Raw genomic sequence first — 21,882 nt, forward strand, 5'->3', positions numbered from 1 at the left:
CGTGCGCGACGGCCGGCGGCCACGCGGCGTAGGCGGTGAGGTGGACGGCCCGCCAGGCCCAGGGGCGCCGGCCGCCCGCGAACCGGCCGCGGGCGATGCCGCTCGCCGCGGCGGTGACGAGCAGGTAGAACGCGGCGGTGCCGAGGCCGTAGCCGAGCAGGTGGCGGCCGGAGACCGGCACGAACGCCTGCACGGCGCCGAGCCGGTGCCGGACCAGCTGCGCCGCGATGTGCGGGACCAGCGCGGCCAGCGCGACGAAGGCCGTGGCGCGGTGGACGGCCTGCGCGCGGACCCGGTGCCGCGGCGCGAGGACGGTGCGGCCGGTGGCCAGCAGGCCGATCATCACCGTGAGCGACAGCGCCACGAGCGCGACGACGCCGCTGTAGAAGTCGAGGAGCGAGCCGATCGCCCGCAACGCGGGAAGGAACGTGCCGGACGCGAAAGCGAAGCCGGTGAGCAGGCCGATCACGGCGACGGCCGCTCCCCGGAGAACAGCACCGCGCGAGAGGCTCCAGCCGCGCCGCGAAAGGCCCAGGACGTGACGCGAATGGGCGTAACGCGGAAGGCGCAGGACGTGCCGTGGAAGGCTCAGGGCGTCACGCGAACGGTGCGGGTCGTGAGTCGAAGGGCGCGGAGCAGGACGCGGAAGGCGCAGGCCGTGCTGCGACAGGCTCCACCCGCGACGCGAGGAGGTCGGCCGGCGGCGCTCGCTGCCCGGGCGGTCCTGCGGATGATCACTCAGGTGATCCGCGGCAGGCCCGGGCGGGCGGTCGGGCGGAGGGGCGCCCGGACCCTGGTACTGGCCGGGGGCCGGGACGTGCGGCGGCGCGCCCGCGAGGAACCCGGACGTCCCCTCGTGGTCGGGGCCCCGTCGCGCCGCGCCGCGGGGTCGCGGCGGTCGCCGGTCGGATGCCATGGGGCCGTCACCTGCTCTCCGGGTCCTTCGCCCTCCGGGTCTTCTGCCCGGATCTCGCCCGGTACGACGCCCGCCCGTCCCGGTCCAGTTCGGTGACAACCCCGTTTCCCGGAACCGCCCGATTCCCAGATCGGTACAGGTCAGGGCATCGCGGGCGCATTTCCCGTCCGGAACCGGCCGCGGCGCGATGAGAAGATTCCCGCAAGCGGACCCGGGAGGGGACCATGCGACAGCTGCTCACCCGCAGGCAGCGCGACTTCCTGGCCGTCGCCGAGCGGCTGACCGGGCCGTTCGCCGAGCGGGCCGCCGCGCACGACGAGGCGAACACCTTCCCGCGCGAGAACTTCGACGACCTGCGCGACGCCGGGCTGCTGCGGCTGTCGATCCCGATCGAGCTCGGCGGGATGGGCGCCACGCTGGCGGAGATCCTGCCGGTCCTCGAACGGCTGGCGGCGGCCGACGGCTCGACCGCGCTCGCCGCGGCCGCGCACATCTCCCCGCTCGGGCAGTGGGGCGCGGTGTGGCGGCGCACCGGCGACCCGCGGCTGGAGCGGCTGCTGCGCGAGGCCGCCGAGGGACGGCTGGTCTGGGCGTCGGTCACCGGCGAGCCGGACGCGCCGGACCTCCTCACCGACGCGCGGACCCGCGCGGAGCGCGCCGAGGGCGGCTACCGGCTGACCGGCCGCAAGACCCTCGCCATCAGCACCGGGATCGCCACGCACTGCTCGACGACGGCCCGCTACGAGGATCCGGACCTCGGGCCGCGGCTGATGCTGTTCCGCGTCGCGCTCACCTCCCCCGGGCTCACCGTGCTGCCGACGTGGGACGCGCTCGGGATGCGCGGTGCGCAGAGCAACGACGTCGAGCTCGACGGCGTGTTCGTGCCCGACGACGCGCTCGTCCACTCGCTGCCCGTCGGCCACTTCGACGCGACCGTGCTCCAGACGGTGTTCGCCTGGGCGATGCCCGCGTTCGGCGCCGTCTACAACGGTGTGGCGCTCGGCGCGCTGGAGTACGTGACCGGCCACGTCGTGCGGCGCGGGGCGACCGGCGACGTGCGGGTGCGCGACGCGGTCGCCGAGTGCGAGGCGCTGCTGGAGAGCTCGCGCGCGCTGCTGTACCGGCACGCCGACGAGGTGCTCGGCGGGCTGCTCGCGCAGGGGCTCTCGGTCCAGGAGGGGTTCGCGCGCTGCGCCCTGGTGCGGCGCGCCTGCACCGCCAACGCGATCGCGGTCGTGCAGCGCCTCGCGGGCGTGCTGGGCGGCGAGGGCTTCACCCGCGCGGCCCCGTTCGAGCGGATGTGGCGGGACGTCCAGGCCGGGCGGTTCCTGCCGTTCGACGACCGCAGCGCCGCCGAGCTGATCGGCGCGACCGCGCTCGGCGTCCCGCTGGCCCCGGAGATCGGCGCGGACGAGTCGGGCCCGCGGAGCCGCCCGAAGCGGCCCGTCCCCCGGAGCGCGGGCGACGGGCACGGCACCGGCGTCGCCGGGGACGGGCGCGCCCCCGGCGGCGCGGGCACGGATCAGCCGGCGCCGTAGACCGGTTCCGGCTCCGGGGCCTGCGCGAGCAGCCCGCCGACGACCTCGCCGATCTCGGACGGGTCCCAGCGGGCGCCCTTGTCGGCGGAGGGTCCGTGCCGGAAGGCGTCCATCACGCAGATCCGGCCGCCCTCCACCTCGAAGACCCGGCCGGTGACGCCGCGCGACTCCGCCGAGCCGAGCCAGACGACCAGCGGCGACACGTTCTCCGGGGCCATCGCGTCGAACTCGCCCTCGGCGGGGGCCGCCATCGTCTGCGCGAACACCTCCTCGGTCATCCGGGTGCGGGCGGCGGGCGCGATGGCGTTCACCGCGGCCCCGTACCGGCCGAGCTCGGCGGCGGCGACCAGCGTCAGCCCGACGATGCCCGCCTTGGCGGCCGAGTAGTTGCCCTGGCCGACGCTGCCGAGGAGCCCTGCCCCGGACGAGGTGTTGACGACCCGGGCGTCCACCGGGCGGCCCGCCTTGCTCTCGGCCCGCCAGTGCAGCCCGGCGTGCTTGAGCGGCAGGAAGTGGCCCTTCAGGTGGACGCGCACGACCGCGTCCCACTCGTCCTCGGACAGGTTGACCAGCATGCGGTCGCGGAGGAACCCGGCGTTGTTGACCAGCGTGTCGAGGCGCCCGAACGCCTCGACCGCGGTGCGGACGAGGGCGGCGGCGCCCGCGTCCGTCGCGATGTCGTCGGTGCTGGCGACGGCGCGCCCGCCGAGCGCCTCGATCTCCTTCACGACGTCGTGCGCCGGCCCCTCGGACGCGCCGCCGGTGCCGTCGCGGGCCACGCCGAGGTCGTTCACCACGACGTGCGCGCCCTGGCGGGCGAACTCCAGGGCGTGGGCGCGGCCGAGGCCCCGTCCGGCGCCGGTGACGGCGACCACGCGGTCCTTGCAGATCATCGCGACTCCTTCGCTGGCGGTTCGGTTCCGGCGGGCGGCCGGTTCGCGGTCGCCGCGTCCAGGAAGGCGGGGCGCTCGCCGCCGCCGTGCAGCAGGAGGCTGGACCCGGTGACGTAGGCGGCGAGGTCGGAGGCGAGGTACACGCAGGCGGCGCCGACCTCGAACGGGTCGGCCATCCGGCCCGCCGGGACGGTCCGCTCGACGGCGGCGACGCCCGCCTCGTCGCCGTAGTGGAGGTGGGCCTGCTCGGTGCGGACCATGCCGACCGTGATCGAGTTGACCCGGACGTGCGGCGCCCACTCGACGGCGAGGGACCGGGTGAGGCTGTCCAGGCCGGCCTTCGCGGCGCCGTAGGCGGCGGTGCCCGGCGACGGGCGGACGCCGCTCACGCTGCCGATGTTGACGACCGAGCCGCCGTGCCCCCGGGCGCGCATCGCCGTGTACACCGCCCGCGCCATGATCAGCGGCGCGGTCAGGTTGAGTTCGAGGATCTTGAGGTGGACGCGCAGCTCGCGCTCGGCGAGCGGCGCGAACGGCCCGCCGCCGGCGTTGTTGACGAGGACGTGGACGTCGTCGAGGCCGTCGGCGAACGCCTGCACGGCGTCGGGGTCGCGCACGTCCAGGGAGACGAACCGCGCCGTCCGGCCCGCCGCCTCCGGGAGGGCCTCCGGCTCGCGCCGGGCGACCGCGACGACGTCGGCGCCCGCCTCCAGGAAGGCGCGGCTGATGCCGGCGCCGACCCCGCGCACGCCCCCGGTGACCACGACGGTCCGGCCCGACAGGTCCAGCGCCAGTGACATCCCGCCTCCTCCGCGCCCCTCTGCTACCGTCTGTTCTAACAAATGTTTGGTGGAAAGGTAGCGCATGGGAGTCTCCACCACGACCCTGGACGGGGTCGCCGAGATCGTCGTGGACGCGCCGCCGGTCAACGCGCTCACCGTGGCGGGCTGGTACGAGCTGGCCGGCGCGGTCCTCGCGGCGGGCCGCGACCCGGAGGTCGGCGCGGTCGTGCTGCGCGCCGAGGGGCGCGGGTTCAACGCCGGGGTCGACATCAAGGAGATGCAGCGCACCGAGGGCCACACCGCGCTGGTCGGCGCCAACCGCGGCTGCTTCGCGGCGTTCGCCGCCGTCTACGACTGCGAGGTCCCCGTGGTCGCCGCCGTCCACGGATACTGCCTCGGCGGCGGCGTCGGCCTCGCGGGCAACGCCGACATCGTCGTCGCGTCCGAGGACGCCTACTTCGGCCTGCCGGAGGTCGACCGGGGCGCGCTCGGCGCCGCCACTCACCTGGCGCGGCTCGTCCCGCAGCACCTGATGCGCGCGATGGTCTACACGTGCCGCAACGTCACCGCCGCCGAGCTGCACCACCACGGCTCGGTGCTGGAGGTCGTCCCCGGGGACGGGCTGCGCGCCAAGGCCCTGGAGGTCGCCGCGGCGATCGCCGCCAAGGACCGGTACGTGATCCGGCGGGCCAAGGAGTCGCTGAACGGCATCGACCCGGTCGACGTCCGCCGCAGCTACCGCTACGAGCAGGGCTTCACCTTCGAGCTGAACCTCGTCGGCGCGGGCGACGCGCACCGCGACGCCTTCGTCGGGCGGGAGGCGCGATGAGCAAGGTCATGTCCGCCGACGAGGCCGTCGGCACGCTGGAGAGCGGCATGACGCTCGGGATCGGCGGCTGGGGCTCGCGGCGCAAGCCGATGGCGCTCGTCCGCGCGCTGTGCCGGTCGGACGTCACCGACCTGACCGTCGTCTCCTACGGCGGGCCGGACGTCGGGCTGCTGTGCGCCGCCGGGAAGGTGCGGCGGCTGGTCACGGCGTTCGTCACGCTGGACTCGATCCCGCTGGAGCCGCACTTCCGGCGGGCGCGTGAGTCGGGCGCGATCGCGCTGACGGAGTACGACGAGGGCATGTTCATGTTCGGGCTGTACGCGGCGGCGCACCGGCTGCCGTTCCTGCCGACGCCGGTCGGGCTCGGCTCGGACGTGATGCGCGTGAACCCCGAGCTGCGGACGGTCCGCTCGCCGTACGCCGACGGCCGGGAGCTCGTCGCCGTCCCCGCCCTGACGATGGACGCCGCGCTGGTGCACATGAACCGGGCCGACGCCCGCGGCAACGCCCAGTACCTCGGGCCCGACCCCTACATGGACGACCTGTTCGCCAAGGCCGCCGACCGCACCTACGTCTCGTGCGAGCGGATCGTCGACACGGCCGACCTCGGCAAGGAGGGGCCGCCGCAGTCGCTGCTGATCAGCCGGTCGCAGGTGGCGGGCGTCGTGGAGACGCCGAACGGCGCGCACTTCACCGACTGCGAGCCCGACCAGCGCCGCGACGAGGCGTTCCAGCGGCTGTACGCGAAGGCGGCGGCGGACGAGGAGCAGTGGGCGGCGTTCCGCGACCGCTTCCTGTCCGGCGACGAGGCCGACTACCAGGACGCCGTCCGACGCTGGCAGGAGGAGCAGTGACCACGCAGACCGGTAGCGACGTCGGTATCGACGCCACCAGGGCGGAGGTCTGCGCGGTCGCCTGCGCGGAGCTGTTCCGCGGGGACGGGGAGATCGTCGCGGCGGCGGTCGCCGGGTTCGTGCCGATGCTGGGCTCCCGGCTCGCGCGCGCGACCTTCGAGCCCGACCTGCTGACCACCGACGGCGGGCCGGTGCTCAGCGCCCGGCCCGTCCCGCTCGGGACGCAGGCGGACGCGGCCGAGGGCTGGCTGCCGTTCCGCGACCACCTGTGGCTGGTGCTCAACGGGCGGCGGCACGTCGTCATGGGCCCGAGCCAGATCGACGCGCACGGCAACACCAACATCTCCTGCATCGGCGACTGGGAGCGGCCCGCGCGGCAGCTCCTCGGATCGCGCGGCGGCCCGGGCAACACGCTGCTCAACACGACGAGCTACTGGGTGCCGAAGCACTCGCCGCGCGTCTTCACCGAGAAGGTCGACTTCGTCAGCGGCGTCGGCTGGGACCGCGGCGCGCACGAGATCCGCGCCGTGGTGACCAACCTCGCCGTCCTCGACTTCGCGACGCCCGAGCGGCGGATGCGGCTGCGGTCGGTGCATCCGGGCGTGACCGTCCAGGAGGTGGTGGCCGCGACGGGCTTCGACCTCACCGTCCCCGATCACGTACCGGAGACGCGCCTGCCGGACGCCGAGGAGCTGCGCGTCATGCGGGAGGTCCTTGACCCGAAGGGGCTGCGCGAACGCGAGGTGCCCGCGTGACCGGGGGCATGACCGGAGGCATCACCGGGGCGGGCGCGCAGGTGCTCGACACGCCGCTGACCCGGCTCACCGGCGTGCGGCACCCCGTCGTCCAGACCGGCATGGGCTGGGTGGCCGGGCCGCGGCTCGTCACCGCCGTCGCGAACGCCGGGGGCCTCGGGATCCTCGCCTCGGCGACGATGACGCTCGACCAGCTCGCCGGGGCCGTCCGCGAGGTCAAGGAGCGCACGGACGCCCCGTTCGGGGTGAACCTGCGGGCGGACGCCGGCGACGCGGGCGACCGCATCGACCTCCTCGTCAAGGAGGGCGTGCGGGTCGCCTCGTTCGCGCTCGCGCCGAAGCGGGAGCTGATCGCCCGGCTGAAGGACGCGGGCGTCGTGGTGATCCCGTCGGTGGGCGCGCGGCGGCACGCGGAGAAGGTCGCCGCCTGGGGCGCGGACGCGGTGCTGGTCCAGGGCGGCGAGGGCGGCGGGCACACCGGCGCCGTCGCCACGACGCTGCTGCTGCCGCAGGTCGTGGACGCGGTGGACGTCCCGGTGATCGCCGCGGGCGGCTTCTTCGACGGCCGCGGCCTCGCCGCCGCGCTCGCCTACGGGGCCGCGGGCGTGGCGATGGGCACCCGCTTCCTGCTCACCGCCGACAGCTCCGTCCCGGACGCGGTCAAGCGCGTCTACCTCGGCGCCGCCGAGACCGTCGTCACCCGGCAGGTGGACGGGATGCCGCACCGCGTCCTGCGCAGCGAGCTGGTCGACGTGCTGGAGCGCTCCGGCCGGGTCGGCGGGCTGCTGCGGGCGCTGCGCAACGGCGCCCGGTTCCGCCGGATCTCGGGCATGTCGTGGCGCGCGATGATCGCCGACGGCCGGGCGATGAAGCACGGCAAGGACCTGTCCTGGTCGCAGGTGCTGATGGCGGCCAACACGCCGATGCTGCTGCGGGCCGCCATGGTGGACGGCCGCCCCGACCTCGGCGTGATGGCGTCCGGCCAGGTCGTCGGGGTGATCGACGACCTGCCGACCTGCGCGGACCTGATCGGCGGCATCGTGCGGGGCGCCGCCGAGGCGATCGCCGCCCAGCAGGCCCTGCTCGTCCGCTGATTCCCAGGAGGGCTACCAGGACGGCTCGCGGTCAAGACGCCCCGAGGCCGCGCAGGACCGCCTGGAGACCGCGGCGGAACTCCTCGTCGGGACCGATCGCACCGGCGTGCCGGGCCGTGTCCGCCATGTACGGGTACTCCGAGCGCGGGAGGGCGGCGATGACGTCTGTCCCCGCGCCGGACAGCGGCCCGAGGCGCTCCATCTGGATCGCGCCGATCAGGTAGGCGAGGAGCGCGCGCAGCGCGACGACCCGGTCGGCGCCGCGCAGGCCGCCGGTGGCGAGGATCCCCGCCACCGTCTCCGACCAGCGCAGCAGGCCGGGCGAGCTGTGCCGGTGCGTGAGGGTCAGCGGGACGATCTCGGGGTGGGCGCCGAGCACGTCCCGGATGCGCAGCGCCATGGCCTCGACCCGGGCGTCCCACGACCCGCTGGGTGGGGGCGTGGGATCGACCTCCTCCAGGGCCAGTTCCAGCACGAGCCCTTCGAGCTCCTCCCGGTCGCGCACGTAGCGGTAGAGCGCCATCGTGCTCATCCCCAGCTCCTTCGCGACGGCGCGCATGGACAGGCCGGCGAGGCCGTCGCGGTCGATGACGGCGAGGGCGGCGGCGGCGATCCGCGCCGGGCTGAGCGAGCGGGGACGGGGCATGAGTTGACAGCGTACGGTATACGCCTACGATCGTAAGCGTATGCCGTACGCCTACAGGGCCGTACACCTACGAGAGGACGGTGCCATGCGCCTGACCCCCGGTTCCGACGTCCCCGCCCGCGACCTCGTCCCCGTGAACGGCCCGCCGGTCCCCGTGCCGGACCCCGGCGGCCTCGTCCACCTCCAGTTCCGGCGGTTCGCCGGCTGCCCCGTCTGCAACCTGCACCTGCGCTCGATCGCCGGCCGGCACCGCGAGATCGAGGCCGCCGGGATCCGCGAGGTCGCGGTCTTCCACTCCCCCGCCGGCGAGCTCGCCCCGCACGCCGAGGGCCTGCCGTTCCCCGTGGTCGGCGACCCGCGCCAGAAGCTGTACGCCGAGTTCGGCGTCGGGTCGTCCCGCCGCGCGCTGCTCGACCCGCGGGCCTGGGGCCCGATCGCCCGGGCGCTCCTCACCGGCACCTGGCAGGTGCTCCGCGGGCGCGAGCGGCTGCCCGCGTCCAGGCCGGCGGGCGGCCGCCTCGGCCTGCCCGCCGACTTCCTCATCACCCCGGACGGCCGCGTCGCCGCGGTCAAGTACGGCGAGCACGCCTACGACCAGTGGTCGGTGGACGAGCTGCTGTCCCTGGCCGCGCAGGCCCCCGTGGCGTCCAAGGAGTCCTGACCCGGCGGCCCGCCGCCGGAAGTGCCCTGAACACCCTGGCCGCGCGGCCGCCGTCAGCCGCGGACGGCGAGGACGAGCTTGCCCGTGGTCGAGCCCGACTCGATGCGGCGGTGCGCCTCGGCCGCGTCCGCCAGGGGCAGCGTCTCCACCTGGACCCGCAGCTCGCCGGACGCGGCCGCCGCGACGGCGCGACGGAGCGCCCGGCCCGCCTCGGCCGGGTTTCCGCCGGAGAAGGCCGCGAGGTTGAAGCCCGACACGGTCTTGTTCGTGAACCACAGCTCGTTCGCCGGGACGCCCACGTCGTCCGCGCCGGAGGCGTTGCCCATGACGACCATGCGGCCCATCGGGGCGAGCGCGTCCAGGCTCGCGCGCCGGGCGGGGCCGCCGACCATGTCCACCACGATGTCGAAGCCGCGCCCGCCGGTCAGCTCGCCCACCCGGTCCGGCAGCTCGCCGCGCAGGACGACGTCGTCGTAGCCGAATCCGCGCGCGGTCGCGACCTTGGCCGCGCCGCCGACGGTCCCGGCGACGCGTCCCGCGCCGAGCAGGCGGGCGGCCTGCCCGAGCTGGCTGCCCACGCCCCCGGCGGCGGCGTGCACGAGCACGGTCTCGCCCGGCTCGATGCGCGCCACGCGGTCCAGCACGAGGAACGCGGTGGTGCTGTTGGACGGCAGCGCCGCCGCGACGTCCAGGCCCAGGTCGAGGCCGTCCAGCGGGGCGACGAGGTCCGCCGAGGTGACGACCACCTCGGCGTACCCTCCGCTGTCCACGATCGTGAGCGCGGCCACGGGCTGCCCCGGCCGCAGCCCCTCGACCTCGGGGCCGACTGCCCGCACGTGGCCGGACACCTCGATGCCGGGGACGAACGGCAGCGGGACGTCCACGACGCCCTGCCGGTAGAGCACCTCGGCGAAGTTGGCACCCGCGTAGGCCACGTCGATCGACACCTGGCCGGGTCCGGGCTCCGGGACCTTCACCTCGTCGACCCGCAGCACGTCCGCTCCCCCGAACTCGGGGATGGTGACCGCCTTCATCGGTTCCGCCTCCATGGATCGCTCCTTCAAGATCGTTAGCATCGACTCTGCCACCTTGTCCGGCCCCACCGGTCCGGGCCCCGTCAGTACCGGTCCCCGACGGCCGCGGGGACGCCGTCCAGCTCGGCCAGGTCCGCGGCGGTGAGGTCGAGGTCGGCCGCGCCCGCGTTGTCGCGCAGGTAGCGGGACTTCTTCGTGCCGGGAATCGGGATGACGTGGTCGCCCTGGGCGAGCGTCCAGGCGATGGCCACCTGCGCCGGGGTGGCGCCGCGGCGCGCGGCGACCGCCTTCACGACGTCCACGATGCGCAGGTTGGCCTTGAGCGCCTCCTCCTGGAAGCGCGGGTTGCCGCCGCGGAAGTCGGTGTCCTCGAAGTCGGTGCCGGTGACGGTCCCGGTGAGGAAGCCCCGGCCGAGCGGCGAGAACGGGACGAACACGGCGCCGTTGGCCGCGCACCAGCCGACCACGTCGCCCGGGCCGTCCGCGCTCGCGCCGGTCTCGCCGGGGAGCGTGCCCGCGACCCCGCCGGGCGCGCCCATCGCGTCGCGCGTCCACAGCGAGAGCTCCGACTGGACGGCCGCGACCGGGTGGATCGCGTGCGCCTCCGCCGCCTGCGCGACGCCGACCTCCGACAGGCCCAGGTGCCGGACCTTGCCCTCGGCGACCAGCTCGGCCATCGCGCCCCAGGTGTCGGCCAGCGGCACCGCCGGGTCGACGCGGTGCAGGTAGTACAGGTCGATCACGTCCGTACCGAGGCGGCGCAGGCTCTCCTCGGCGGACGCCTTGACGTGCTCGGGGGTGCCCCGCCGCCCGATCCGGCGCGTCGCGAGGTCCTCGACGACCAGCCCGGTCTTGGTGGCGACCACCGCCTCGCCGCGCCGCCCGGCGAGCGCGCGGCCGACGAGCGACTCGTTGTGGCCGTCGCCGTACGGCTGGGCGGTGTCCAGGAACGTCACGCCCAGGTCCAGCGCCTCGCGGATCAGCGCGACCGACGCCTCGTCGTCCCGCTCCGACTCGCTGTAGGCCCAGCTCATGCCCATGCAGCCGAGTCCGACCGCGCCGACCGGCGTCCCCGCGAAGTCCCGGTTCCTCATGGCCCTTCAACTCCTCCGTCAGTGCCGTCCCTCAGGCGGCCGCGAACCGGGCCGCCGGTGACGATGCTGCTCCGCGGCCGGGAGGGCGAACAGAGTCGGCTCATCCTGGGCCTGCCACCACCACCCTCCCGTGTTCCGGTAGACAGGCAATTAGCAAATTGCCATACTGGCTCAGTGCTGGACGTGGACCTGGTGAAGGCGCTGGCCAACGACAAGCGCCTGCTGATCCTGGAGTGGCTGCGCGACCCGGAGCGACACTTCCCGCCGCAGCGCGACGGCGACCTGGTCGAGGACGGCGTGTGCTCGCTGTTCCTCGCGCAGAAGCTCGGCGTGAGCCAGCCGACCTGCGGCGAGCACCTCCGGGTGCTCTCCCGGGCCGGGCTGGTGCGCGGCACGAAGATCAAGCAGTGGGTGTTCTACCGGCGCGACGAGGAGCGGATCGCGCACGCGAAGGAGTTGCTGAGCGGTGAATGGTGAACTCAAGGACGCCGCGGCGTCCCCCGACGGACGGCCCGCGGAGCTCTACGAGCGGCTCATCGCGGACCTGGACGCGGCCGGGGCGCGCTACCGGCTGATCGACCATCCGGCCGAGGGCCGCACCGACCTGGTCAGCGCCATGCGCGGGCACGACGTCGCGCACGCCGCCAAGTGCCTGGTCGTGATGGTGAAGGCCGGCAAGAAGCGGACCCGGTACGTCCTGGCCGTGGTGCCCGGCGACGCCCGCCTCGACCTCCAGGCCGTCAAGGACCTCCTGGACGGCACCTACGCCGCCTTCGCGGGCCGCGAGAAGGCCGAGGAGCTGGCCGGCAGCGTCAGCGGCACCGTCCTGCCCTTCGGCTACCACCCGAGGCTGGAGGTCATCGCCGACCCGGCGCTGCTGCGCGCGCCGGAGCTGTACTTCAACGCCGCCCGGCTGGACCGCTCGGTCGCCCTGCACACCGACGACTACCGGCGCATCGCCGCGCCCCGCGTCGCTCCCATCACCACCGCCTCCTGAGCGGCGGCCGACCCGCGGCCGGCCGGGGCGCGGTCAGCTCGCGTGGGCGAGGCGGGCGCGGGCCATCAGCTTCTCAAGGCGCTCCTGGGTGCCCGTGCCCGGACGGGGGTTGTGCAGCACCATGCTTTGGCCGGGCCGGTCGGCGAGCGGCAGCAGCGTCGCCTCGAAGGTCATCTCGCCCGCCTCCGGATGCCGGATCGCCTTGACGGCGCGCGTCTCGGTGCTCACCTCGTGGCGGGCCCACAGCTCGGCGAACTCGGGGCTGGCGGCCGCCATGTCCGCGGCGATCCGGGCGAACTCCGGGTCGTCCGGGTAGCGGGCGGCGTCGGCGCGGAACCGCGCGACGAGACCGGGCGCCGACGCGGCCCACCGCGTGTTCGTCGACCGGTAGCGCACGTTCGTGAAGAAGCTGACCAGGCAGTTGTGGTCGATGTCGCCGTACCCGAACACCTCCCGGGCGGCGTCGTTGATCGCGACGAAGTTCCAGTGCCGGTCGCGGATGTAGGCCGGGCGCGGCGACCAGGCGTCCAGGACGCGCAGCAGCTCCGGCGTGACCGGGACGGCCGGTCCGGCGGCCGCCCGCGGCGGGTTGAGCCCGGCCAGCAGGTAGAGGTGCTCGCGCTCGGCCTCGTCCAGCCGCAGCGCGCGGGCGATCGCGTCCAGGACGTCCCCGGACACCTTGATGTCGCGGCCCTGCTCCAGCCACGTGTACCAGGACACCCCGACCCCGGCGAGCACCGCGACCTCCTCGCGGCGCAGCCCCGGAGTCCGGCGCCGCCCCACGTCCGGCATGCCGACGTCGGCGGGCGCCAGCCGGGCGCGGCGGGTCCGCAGGAAGTCGCGCATCTCGTCGCGGCGGCGGTCGGGGGCGGTGGCACTGCTGGGCATACCGCCACGATATCCCCCGCTACGCGACCACCGCGCCGGCGCGCAGGCGGGCGATCGTCGCGGCGTCGCGGCCGAGCTCACGCAGGACGGCGTCGGTGTGCTCGCCGAGCGCGGGGATCGGGTCCATGCGGGGCTCCGCGTCCGTGAACGTGATCGGCGGCAGCAGCGCGCGGAGGGGGCCGACCGGCGACTGCACCTCCCGCCAGCGGTCCCGTTCGGCGAGCTGCGGATGGGCGATCAGCCCGTGTCCGTCGTTCAGCGACGCGTTCGGGACGCCCGCCTCGTCGAGCCGCCGCAGCAGTTCGGCGCGGGGCATCGCGGACGTGGCGGCGCCGACGATCGCGTCGACCTCCGCGCGGTGCTCCACCCGCGCCCGGTTCGTCGCGTAGCGGGGGTCGGTGACGAGGTCCGGCCGGTCCAGCACGCCCGTCGCGAGGGCCGCCCACCCGCGGTCGTTCTGGACGCCGATCACGACGTCGGGCCCGTCCGCCGTCGGGTAGGCGTCGTACGGGGCGATCACGGGATGGCTCAGCCGCGAGCGCGGCGGCGGCGCCCCGGTGTAGAGCGTCGTGTACATCGCCTGCCCCATCCACTCGGCGACCGCGTCGAACATCGCGACCTCGATCGCGGCGCCCTCCCCCGTGGTGCCGCGGCGGACGAGCGCCGCGAGCGTCCCGGAGAAGGCGTACATCCCGGCGGCGATGTCGGCCAGCGGGGACCCGGCCTTCACCGGCGTCTCGGGGGTGCCGGTCACCGAGATCAATCCCGCCTCGGCCTGGACGAGCATGTCGTAGGCGCGCTTGTCGCGGTACGGCCCGCGCGACCCGTAGCCGGACATGTCGACCGTGATCAGCCGCGGGTGCTCCGCGCGCAGCCGCGCGGCGCCGAAGCCGAGCCGTTCCGCCGCGCCCGGCGCGAGGTTCTGCAGGAACACGTCGGCGCCCGCGACCAGCTCGCCGAGGATGGCGCGCCCCTCGGGCCGCTTCGCGTCGAGCGCCACCGACTCCTTCGACCTGTTGAGCCAGGCGAAGTGCGTCCCGAGGCCGCCCCGCACGCCCGCGTCGTAGGCGCGGGCGAAGTCGCCGCCGTCCGGCCGCTCGACCTTGATGACCCGCGCGCCGAGGTCGGCGAGCTGGCGCGTGGCGAACGGCGCCGCCACGGCCTGCTCCAGCGCCACGACGGTGATGCCCGCCAGCGGTAGGGCGTTCACGATTCGAGCAGCCTCCGCCCGATGATCATCTTCTGGATGTCGGCGGTGCCCTCGCCGATGAGGAGCATGGGCGCCTCGCGGTAGAGCCGCTCGATCTCGTACTCCTTGGAGTAGCCGTAGCCGCCGTGGATGCGGAACGCGTCCTCCACGACCTCCTTGCAGTACTCGCTGGCGAGGTACTTGGCCATGCCGGCCTCCAGGTCGTTGCGCTCGCCGGAGTCCTTGCGGCGCGCGGCCATGACCATCATCTGGTGGGCCGCCTCGACCTTGGTCGCCATCTCCGCCAGCCGGAACAGCACGGCCTGGTGCTCGGCGATCGGCCGGCCGAACGTCTCGCGCCGCCGGGCGTAGTCCACGGCCAGCTCGTAGGCGCGCCGCGCGACGCCGCAGCCGCGGGCCGCGACGTTGACGCGGCCGACCTCGACGCCGTCCATCATCTGGTAGAAGCCGCGGCCCGGCGCCCCGCCGAGGATCTGCCCGGCCGGGACGCGGTACCCGTCGAAGACCAGCTCGGTGGTGTCGACGCCCTTGTAGCCCATCTTCTCGATCCGGCCGGGGACGGTGAGGCCGGGCGCGACCTCGCCGAAGCCGGGCTCCTTGTCGACGAGGAACGTGGTCATGCCCCGGTGGCCGGCGTCCGGGTCGGTCTTGACGAGCGTCGCGACGAGGTTCGCCGAGCCGCCGTTGGTCAGCCACATCTTCTGGCCGTCGATCACGTAGTCGCCGCCGTCCGGGACGGCCCGGGTCCGGATCGCCGAGACGTCGGAGCCGCAGCCGGGCTCCGACATCGAGAACGCGCCGCGGACCTCGCCCGCCGCCATCCTCGGCAGGTAGTGCGCCCGCTGGGCGCCGGTGCCGTGGTGGGCGATCATCCACGCGACGATGAAGTGCGTGTTGACGATCCCGGAGACGCTCATCCAGCCGCGCGACAGCTCCTCGACCACCAGCGCGTACGTCAGCAGGGACTGGCCGAGCCCGCCGTGCTCCTCGGCGATCGTCAGGCCGAACAGCCCGAGGTCGCGCATGCCGTCCACGATCGCCTGCGGGTACGCGTCCGCGTGCTCCAGGTCCGTGGCGACGGGCAGGACCTCCCGGTCGACGAAGGCCCGCACCGTCGCGATGATCTCCCGCTGCTCGTCCGACAGCCCGTAGGTCTGCTGGAGCCTGCCCGCGTTCCGTCCGCCCATCGCCCCTCCCCGGAAATTTTTTATACGATATGAGTGCCGGGGTGCGTTGCGGAAGGGGCGCCCGGAGGCGTCACCCCTCCTGGGCCTCCCAGAACCCCTGGGCCTCCAGATGGACGACCAGCAGCGCGCCGGCGTGCCGGATGTGCGCGCGCATCGCCCGCCGGGCGGCGTCGGCGTCGCCCTCCCGCAGCGCGGCGAGGACGAGCCGGTGGTCGTCGACCGACGCCTGGCTCCAGCCGTGGATGCTGGAGTAGAACCGGCGCGGCGCGTACCGGACGACGAGCTGGAGCAGCCAGGACGTCTTCGGCGACCCCGCGCACAGGTTGATCACCCGGTGGAACTCGTGGTTGGCGCGCTCGATGCCCTCGGGGTCCCGCGCGGCGGACGCCCGCTCCAGCAGCGCCTGCGTCCGCTCCAGGGACTCCAGCTCGGCCGCGGTGATCCGCTCGGCGGCGCGGGCGGCGAGCACGCCCGCGAAGTAGGCCTGCGCCTCGAACAGGTCCTGGACGTCCTGCCTGCTGAGCGGGGCGGGCATGAAGCCGCGGCGCGGCTCCAGCGTGACGAAGCCCTCGCCGCGCAGCGACAGCAGGGCCTCGCGGACGGGCGTGACGCTGATCCCGAGGTCGTCGGCGATGCGCTCCAGCCGCAGGAACTCCCCGTGCCGGACCCGGCCCGCCATGATGAGCTCGCGGACGTACGCGGCGACCTCGTCGCTGAGCTGGCGGCGCCGGCCGAGGGCGGGCTCACCGGTCCGGGCCACTGCCATCGCCTCCCCGCGCGCCTGCGTGACGTCCCTGCGTGGTCACATTATGTACGCGCGCCGTTGACAGCCGACCGGTCCGCTATCAAATATATGAAATAGGACATCGGGCGGGAGGGGGCGGGCGCCGTGTTCGAGCTGAGCGCCGAGGAGCGCGCGATCGTCGAGGTCGTCGCCGGCTTCGTCGACCGGGAGGTCCGGCCCGCGGCCCGCGGCCTGGAGCACGCGGGCGCCTATCCCGCGGAGCTGATCGACCGCATGAAGGAGCTCGGTGTCTTCGGGCTGGCGGTGCCCGAGCCGTACGGCGAGGCGAGCGTCTCCAAGGTCTGCTACGCCATGGTCACCGAGGAGCTCGCCCGCGGCTGGATGACGCTCGCCGGGGCGTTCGGCGGGCACACCGTCGTCTCGCACCTCCTGGCCGTCTTCGGGACGGACGAGCAGAAGGAGCGCTACCTGCCGCGCATGGCCACCGGCGAGCTGCGCGCGACGATGGCGCTGACCGAGCCGTCCGGCGGCTCGGACCTCCAGGCCATGACGACGACCGCGCGGCCCCGGGGCGGCGGGCACGTGATCGACGGCGCCAAGATGTGGATCACCAACGCGCGCACGTCCGGGCTGATCGCGCTGCTCTGCAAGACCGACCCGGACGCCGTGCCGCGGCACCGCGGGATCAGCGTCCTGCTGGTCGAGCCGGGCCCCGGCCTGACCGTCTCCCGCGACCTGCCGAAGCTCGGCTACAAGGGCGTGGAGAGCTGCGAGCTGGCGTTCGACGGCTACGAGGCGCCGCCCGGGTCGGTGCTCGGCGGCGCGGAGGGCCGCGGCTTCGCGCAGATGATGCGCGGGCTGGAGGTCGGCCGCATCCAGGTGGCGGCGCGGGCGCTCGGCGTCGGCCGCGCCGCGCTGGAGGACTCGCTCCGCTACGCGCAGGAGCGCGAGGCGTTCGGCAAGCCCATCTGGCGGCACCAGTCGATCGGCAACTACCTCGCCGACATGGCGACGCAGCTCCGCGCGGCGCGGCTGCTGACCCTGGACGCCGCCGAGCGCCTCGACGCGGGCGAGCGCTGCGACATGGAGGCGGGCATGGCGAAGCTGTACGCCTCCGAGGCGGCGATGCAGATCGCGCTGAACGCCGTGCGCATCCACGGCGCGGCGGGCTACTCCACCGAGTTCGACATCGAGCGGTACTTCCGCGACGCGCCGCTGATGATCGTCGGCGAGGGGACGAACGAGATCCAGCGCAACGTGATCGTCAAGCAGCTCGTCGAGCGGCACCGCATCTGACGGGCACCCCGGGCCGGCCGGGCGCGCCGGGCACGCCCCGCCCGGCGCGTCCTACAGCGCGTCCTACGGTGCGTCGCCGGGGTTCTCGCCGGCGCGGATCCAGTCGAAGGTGCGCTCCACCGCCCGGCGCCAGTTGTCGTACTCGGCGGCGCGCCGCCCCGGGTCCATCGCCGGGACCCAGCGGGCCGCGCGGTGCCAGTTGCGGCGCAGCCCCTCCAGCCCCGCCCAGTAGCCGACCGCGAGGCCCGCGGCGTAGGCGGCGCCGAGCGACACCGTCTCGACCACCATCGGCCGGGCCACGGGCACGTTCAGGACGTCCGCGACGATCTGCATGAGCAGGTTGTCGGACGTCATGCCCCCGTCGGCCTTCAGCTCCCGCAGGCTGAGCCCGGAGTCGCGGTTCATGGCGTCCACGACCTCGCGGGTCTGCCAGCCGGTGGCCTCCAGCACGGCCCGCGCCAGGTGGTTCTTGGTGATGTAGGACGTGAGGCCGACGATGATCCCGCGGGCCTCGCTGCGCCAGTGCGGCGCGAACAGCCCGGAGAACGCCGGGACGATGTAACAGCCGCCGTTGTCGTCCACCCCCCGGGCCAGCGTCTCGATCTCCGGGGCGGTGCCGATCAGCCCGAGCCCGTCCCGGAACCACTGCACGAGCGCGCCGGTGACGGCGATCGAGCCCTCCAGCGCGTACACGGCCGGCTCGTCGCCGATCTTGTAGCCGACGGTGGTGAGCAGCCCGTTGTCCGAGCGCACCGGCGTCGTCCCGGTGTTCATCAGCAGGAACGCGCCGGTGCCGTAGGTGCACTTGGTCTCGCCCGGCGAGAAGCACGTCTGCCCGAACAGCGCCGCCTGCTGGTCGCCGAGCGCGGCGCCGATGCGGACGCCGGGGAACACCCTCCGCGCCGTCCCGTAGGTCTCCGTGGACGAGCGGATCTCCGGCAGCATCGCCTTCGGCACGCCGAAGAAGTCGAGCAGGCCGTCGTCCCAGGTCAGGGTGTGCAGGTCCATGAGGAGCGTGCGGCTGGCGTTGGTCACGTCGGTGACGTGGACGCCGCCGTCGGGGCCGCCGCTGAGGTTCCAGATCAGCCAGCTCTCCATCGTGCCGAACAGGACCTCGCCGCGCTCGGCCCGCTCCCGCAGGCCGGGGGTGTGGTCGAGCATCCAGCGGACGCGCGGCGCGGAGAAGTAGGTGGCGAGCGGCAGGCCGCTCCGCTCGGTGACGGCCGCGGCGCCGGGGGCGCGGGCCAGCTCGTCCACGAGGGGACCGGTGCGCAGGTCCTGCCAGACGATCGCGCGGCCGATCGGGACGCCGGTCGCCCGGTCCCACAGGACGGTCGTCTCGCGCTGGTTGGCGATGCCGACCGCGGCGACCTGGTCCGCGGTGGCGCCGGCCTGCGCGAGCGCCTCCGGGGCGATGCGCTCCAGGTTCCGCCAGATCTCCATGGGGTCGTGCTCGACCCAGCCGGGCTTCGGGAAGTGCTGCCGGTGCTCGCGCTGCGCCACCGACACGAGGCGGCCCCCGTGGTCGAACAGGATGCAGCGCGTCGAGGTCGTGCCCTGGTCGATCGACATCACGTAGCGTTCGGTCACGGTGGGCCCCCTCCCCCGGGGCGTCTCTCACCAGCGCGAGCCGCCGAGGTCCCGGGAGACCGCGCGGGCCGCGTCGCGCACGAACGCCACGAGCCGCGCCTCCGGCACGCGCCGGGCGTCGCAGATCCGCTCGACGGCGCCGGAGATCCCGATGGCGCCGACGACGAGGCCCCCGTAGCCGCGGATCGGCGCCGCGATGCCGGCCTCGCCGATGGACAGCTCCTCCACCTCGGCGGCCCAGCCGTTCTCGCGGACCCGGGTGGCGGCCCGGGCGAGCTCCCTCGGCTCGGTGATGGTGCGCCGGCAGTACGGCTCCAGGACGGTGTCGCGGATCGAGGCGGCCGCGTTCGCGTCGTGGGCCAGCAGCGCCTTGCCGAGCGCGGTGGCGTGCAGCGGCAGCAGCGTGCCGACGTCCATGGCCTGGAGCGTGTCGTCCGGGCGGAACACGTGGTGGACGACCAGGACGCGCCCGTCCAGCAGCGTCCCGATCCGGACGGCCTCGCCGCTGCGCGAGGCCAGCGCGTCGGCCCAGTTGATCGCCCGCGAGCGCAGCTCGTTGACGTCCAGATAGCTCGTGCCGAGGTGCAGCAGGGCGGCGCCGAGCTGGTACTTGCCGGTGCCGCCGTCCTGCTCGACGAACCCGACGCGTTCGAGGGTGCGCAGGATCCCGTGCGCGGTGCCCCGCGCGAGCCCCAGCGAGCTGGCGATCTCCCCGACCCCGAGCCGGCCCGAGCTCGCGGCGAGCAGCCGCAGGATCGCGGCGGCCCGCTCGATCGACTGCACAGGTCCGGGCATGCCACGGATGGTAGCCGCGCGAACAAGGTGCCGACAATGTCGGCAGCCGTCGTCATCACCGCCTCAGCCGCCCCGAACTGCCCGGATTCTGTGATCTGCTGCACAGGGGGGAGGGTAACCGCCACCGAGCGGAGGCGAAAGTGTTCGACATTGTCGGCACGCGCGTGTTGTAACGCGCCCAAACGGGATCTACCGTCCAGCCAGCCGCACGGAACCGCGGCCCCGGAACGGGCCGCGGCGCCGCCTGGCTCGGCATCAGCCCGCGTCCCCCCGGACGCGGGCCCGCGTCCACCCCCGCTCGCCGAGGAGCGCACATGGCGGAACGACCGAAGATCCCGACCCTCGCCGGCGAACTCGCCGCGGAGTTCGCCGGCACCCTGATCCTCATCCTGTTCGGCGTCGGCGTCGTCGCCCAGGTGGCGGGCGCCGGGATCGGCGACCACGACAGCATCGCCTGGGCCTGGGGCCTGGGCGTCACCCTGGGCGTCTACGTCGCGGCCCGCATCAGCGGGGCGCACCTCAACCCGGCCGTGACGGTCGCGCTCGCGGTGTTCAAGGAGTTCTCCTGGCGCAAGGCGGCGCCCTACATCGCCGCGCAGACCGCCGGGGCGTTCCTCGCGGCGCTGATCGTCCGGTGGAACTACACCGAGGTGCTCGCCAAGGCCGATCCCGGCCACACCATCAAGACGCAGGGCGTGTTCTCGACGCTGCCCGGCAACGGCACGCTCCCGATCAGCACCTGGGGCGCGTTCCGCGACCAGGTCATCGGCACCGCGATCCTGCTCTTCGTGATCAAGGCGGTCACCGACATCCGCAACTCCCCGCCGCTGGCGAACCTCGGCCCGCTCATCATCGGCCTCCTGGTCGTCGCGATCGGGATGGCGTGGGGCACCGACGCCGGCTACGCGATCAACCCCGCGCGCGACTTCGGCCCGCGCCTCGCCTCGTTCCTCACCGGCTACGGGAGCGCGTGGCGGGACCAGAACGGCGACCTCTACTTCTGGGTCCCGATCGTCGGCCCGCTCATCGGCGGCGTGCTCGGCGCCGGCCTCTACAAGGTCCTGATCGGGCGCTTCCTGCCCGCCGGGGACGAGCCCGCGCCCGCCGCCGAGGTCGAGCCCGAGTACGAGGCGGCATGACCGGCCCCGGGCCGCTGGCCGTTCTTCGCCCGCGGGACCCGTCCCGTTCACAGGCCCTTTCCCGTCCGCAGGCAGTGTCCGAACCAGCAGGAGACCTCGCACATGGCTGACTTCGTAGGAGCGCTCGACCAGGGCACGACCAGCACCCGCTTCATGATCTTCGATCACGGCGGGAACGAGATCGCGCGCCACCAGCTCGAACACGAGCAGATCCTGCCCCGCGCGGGATGGGTCGAGCACAACCCCACCGAGATCTGGGAGCGGACCCGCGCGGTCATCGAGAGCACCCTCAACAAGGCCAACCTCGGCCACGAGGACCTGGCCGCGTTCGGGATCACCAACCAGCGCGAGACCACGCTGGTGTGGAACCGGCGGACCGGGCGCCCCTACTACAACGCGATCGTCTGGCAGGACACCCGCACCGACCGCATCGCCTCCGCCCTGGAGCGCGACGGCAAGGGCGACGTGATCCGCCGCAAGGCGGGGCTGCCTCCGGCCACGTACTTCTCCGGCGGGAAGATCCAGTGGATCCTGGAGAACGTGGACGGGGTCCGCGAGGCCGCCGAGCGCGGTGACGCGATCTTCGGCACGACCGACACGTGGGTCCTGTGGAACCTCACCGGCGGGACGGACGGCGGCGTGCACGTCACCGACGTGACCAACGCCAGCCGCACGATGCTGATGGACCTGGAGACCCTCGACTGGGACGACGAGCTCCTGTCCTTCTTCGATATCCCGCGGGCGATGCTGCCGGAGATCAGGCCGTCGTCGGCCTCGGACGCCTACGGGCTGACCCGCCCCGGCGGGCCGCTCGGCGGCGAGGTGCCGCTCACCGCCGCGCTCGGCGACCAGCAGGCCGCGACGGTCGGGCAGGTGTGCTTCGCGCCCGGCGAGGCCAAGAACACCTACGGCACCGGCAACTTCCTGCTGCTCAACACG

General features: G+C 74.3%; 23 protein-coding genes. 11 read left to right on the forward strand and 12 right to left on the reverse strand.

Translation table 11 applies throughout. The features are described from left to right. Positions 1–469: hypothetical protein (locus tag E1300_RS33550; RefSeq protein WP_131761129.1), on the reverse strand; the 469-nt coding region annotated here is incomplete at its 3' end. Between the two features lie 671 nt (positions 470–1,140). Here E1300_RS33550 and E1300_RS33555 point away from each other — a divergent pair. Further along, positions 1,141–2,454, forward strand: coding sequence for an acyl-CoA dehydrogenase family protein (locus E1300_RS33555; protein ID WP_131761130.1), 1,314 nt, complete (start codon positions 1,141–1,143; stop codon positions 2,452–2,454). Here the strand turns inward: E1300_RS33555 and E1300_RS33560 are convergent. Next, the gene (locus E1300_RS33560; protein WP_131761131.1) at positions 2,439–3,347 is read right to left on the reverse strand and encodes an SDR family oxidoreductase; all 909 of its coding nucleotides are present in this window, start codon (positions 3,345–3,347) and stop codon (positions 2,439–2,441) included. The genes E1300_RS33555 and E1300_RS33560 overlap by 16 nt on opposite strands. Then, positions 3,344–4,147, reverse strand: a complete 804-nt coding sequence (locus E1300_RS33565; RefSeq protein WP_131761132.1) for an SDR family oxidoreductase — start codon at positions 4,145–4,147, stop codon at positions 3,344–3,346. The genes E1300_RS33560 and E1300_RS33565 overlap by 4 nt, the downstream gene beginning before the upstream one ends. Positions 4,148–4,211: 64 nt before the next feature. On the opposite strand from E1300_RS33565, the gene E1300_RS33570 reads away from it, so the two are divergent. The 4 genes from E1300_RS33570 to E1300_RS33585 are packed head-to-tail and all read left to right on the forward strand — an operon-like array spanning position 4,212 to position 7,661. After that, positions 4,212–4,958 (forward strand): enoyl-CoA hydratase family protein, encoded by a 747-nt coding sequence (locus E1300_RS33570; protein ID WP_131761133.1) that lies wholly within the window; start codon positions 4,212–4,214, stop codon positions 4,956–4,958. After that, positions 4,955–5,812 (forward strand): CoA transferase subunit A, encoded by an 858-nt coding sequence (locus E1300_RS33575; protein WP_131761134.1) that lies wholly within the window; start codon positions 4,955–4,957, stop codon positions 5,810–5,812. The genes E1300_RS33570 and E1300_RS33575 overlap by 4 nt, the downstream gene beginning before the upstream one ends. Next, the gene (locus E1300_RS33580) at positions 5,809–6,567 is read left to right on the forward strand and encodes a CoA-transferase subunit beta (protein ID WP_242619552.1); all 759 of its coding nucleotides are present in this window, start codon (positions 5,809–5,811) and stop codon (positions 6,565–6,567) included. Before E1300_RS33575 ends, E1300_RS33580 begins: the two co-directional genes overlap by 4 nt. An 8-nt stretch (positions 6,568–6,575) precedes the next feature. Next, complete coding sequence (locus tag E1300_RS33585) at positions 6,576–7,661, forward strand: NAD(P)H-dependent flavin oxidoreductase (RefSeq protein WP_131761147.1); 1,086 nt, start codon at positions 6,576–6,578, stop codon at positions 7,659–7,661. A gap of 31 nt (positions 7,662–7,692) precedes the next feature. Here the strand turns inward: E1300_RS33585 and E1300_RS33590 are convergent, their stop codons facing one another. Beyond that, entirely contained in the window at positions 7,693–8,307 is a 615-nt protein-coding gene (locus E1300_RS33590) for a TetR/AcrR family transcriptional regulator C-terminal domain-containing protein (protein WP_131761135.1), read from the reverse strand. 85 nt (positions 8,308–8,392) lie between these two features. Between E1300_RS33590 and E1300_RS33595 the strand changes: the two genes are divergently transcribed. After that, positions 8,393–8,968: a peroxiredoxin-like family protein gene (locus E1300_RS33595; RefSeq protein ID WP_131761136.1), complete on the forward strand. Its 576-nt coding sequence runs from the start codon at positions 8,393–8,395 to the stop codon at positions 8,966–8,968. Between the two features lie 53 nt (positions 8,969–9,021). On the opposite strand, the gene E1300_RS33600 is transcribed toward E1300_RS33595, so the two are convergent. Then, positions 9,022–10,017, reverse strand: coding sequence for a quinone oxidoreductase family protein (locus tag E1300_RS33600; protein WP_242619553.1), 996 nt, complete (start codon positions 10,015–10,017; stop codon positions 9,022–9,024). 68 nt (positions 10,018–10,085) lie between these two features. Next, positions 10,086–11,096: an aldo/keto reductase gene (locus E1300_RS33605; RefSeq protein ID WP_131761137.1), complete on the reverse strand. Its 1,011-nt coding sequence runs from the start codon at positions 11,094–11,096 to the stop codon at positions 10,086–10,088. Positions 11,097–11,270: 174 nt separating this feature from the next. Between E1300_RS33605 and E1300_RS33610 the strand changes: the two genes are divergently transcribed. Continuing rightward, a complete protein-coding gene (locus E1300_RS33610; protein WP_131761138.1) occupies positions 11,271–11,573 on the forward strand; it encodes an ArsR/SmtB family transcription factor in 303 nt (100 codons plus the stop codon). Next, entirely contained in the window at positions 11,563–12,093 is a 531-nt protein-coding gene (locus tag E1300_RS33615; RefSeq protein WP_131761139.1) for a YbaK/prolyl-tRNA synthetase associated domain-containing protein, read from the forward strand. The genes E1300_RS33610 and E1300_RS33615 overlap by 11 nt, the downstream gene beginning before the upstream one ends. A gap of 33 nt (positions 12,094–12,126) precedes the next feature. On the opposite strand, the gene E1300_RS33620 is transcribed toward E1300_RS33615, so the two are convergent. The 4 genes from E1300_RS33620 to E1300_RS33635 all read right to left on the reverse strand — a co-directional run bounded on the left by E1300_RS33620 (position 12,127) and on the right by E1300_RS33635 (position 16,144). Next, the gene (locus tag E1300_RS33620; protein WP_131761140.1) at positions 12,127–12,981 is read right to left on the reverse strand and encodes a helix-turn-helix transcriptional regulator; all 855 of its coding nucleotides are present in this window, start codon (positions 12,979–12,981) and stop codon (positions 12,127–12,129) included. 19 nt (positions 12,982–13,000) lie between these two features. Next, positions 13,001–14,191 carry a CaiB/BaiF CoA transferase family protein gene (locus E1300_RS33625; protein ID WP_165503110.1) on the reverse strand — a complete coding sequence of 397 codons (1,191 nt, stop codon included), beginning with the start codon at positions 14,189–14,191 and terminating at the stop codon, positions 13,001–13,003. Further along, complete coding sequence (locus E1300_RS33630; RefSeq protein ID WP_131761141.1) at positions 14,188–15,378, reverse strand: acyl-CoA dehydrogenase family protein; 1,191 nt, start codon at positions 15,376–15,378, stop codon at positions 14,188–14,190. The genes E1300_RS33625 and E1300_RS33630 overlap by 4 nt, the downstream gene beginning before the upstream one ends. 70 nt (positions 15,379–15,448) lie before the next feature. Further along, positions 15,449–16,144, reverse strand: coding sequence for a GntR family transcriptional regulator (locus E1300_RS33635; protein ID WP_131761142.1), 696 nt, complete (start codon positions 16,142–16,144; stop codon positions 15,449–15,451). A gap of 123 nt (positions 16,145–16,267) precedes the next feature. Between E1300_RS33635 and E1300_RS33640 the strand changes: the two genes are divergently transcribed. After that, the gene (locus E1300_RS33640; RefSeq protein WP_207400096.1) at positions 16,268–17,419 is read left to right on the forward strand and encodes an acyl-CoA dehydrogenase family protein; all 1,152 of its coding nucleotides are present in this window, start codon (positions 16,268–16,270) and stop codon (positions 17,417–17,419) included. 63 nt (positions 17,420–17,482) lie between these two features. On the opposite strand, the gene glpK is transcribed toward E1300_RS33640, so the two are convergent. After that, complete coding sequence (gene glpK / locus E1300_RS33645) at positions 17,483–19,009, reverse strand: glycerol kinase GlpK (RefSeq protein WP_131761143.1); 1,527 nt, start codon at positions 19,007–19,009, stop codon at positions 17,483–17,485. Between the two features lie 27 nt (positions 19,010–19,036). Further along, positions 19,037–19,804: an IclR family transcriptional regulator gene (locus E1300_RS33650; protein ID WP_131761144.1), complete on the reverse strand. Its 768-nt coding sequence runs from the start codon at positions 19,802–19,804 to the stop codon at positions 19,037–19,039. Positions 19,805–20,118: 314 nt separating this feature from the next. Here E1300_RS33650 and E1300_RS33655 point away from each other — a divergent pair, with 314 nt between their 5' ends. Continuing rightward, positions 20,119–20,943 carry an MIP/aquaporin family protein gene (locus E1300_RS33655; protein ID WP_131761145.1) on the forward strand — a complete coding sequence of 275 codons (825 nt, stop codon included), beginning with the start codon at positions 20,119–20,121 and terminating at the stop codon, positions 20,941–20,943. A gap of 102 nt (positions 20,944–21,045) precedes the next feature. Continuing rightward, on the forward strand, positions 21,046–21,882 hold an 837-nt coding region (locus tag E1300_RS33660), incomplete at its 3' end, for an FGGY family carbohydrate kinase (RefSeq protein WP_242619554.1).

This window comes from Actinomadura fibrosa (genome assembly GCF_900659615.1).
GTDB lineage: Bacteria > Actinomycetota > Actinomycetes > Streptosporangiales > Streptosporangiaceae > Spirillospora > Spirillospora fibrosa.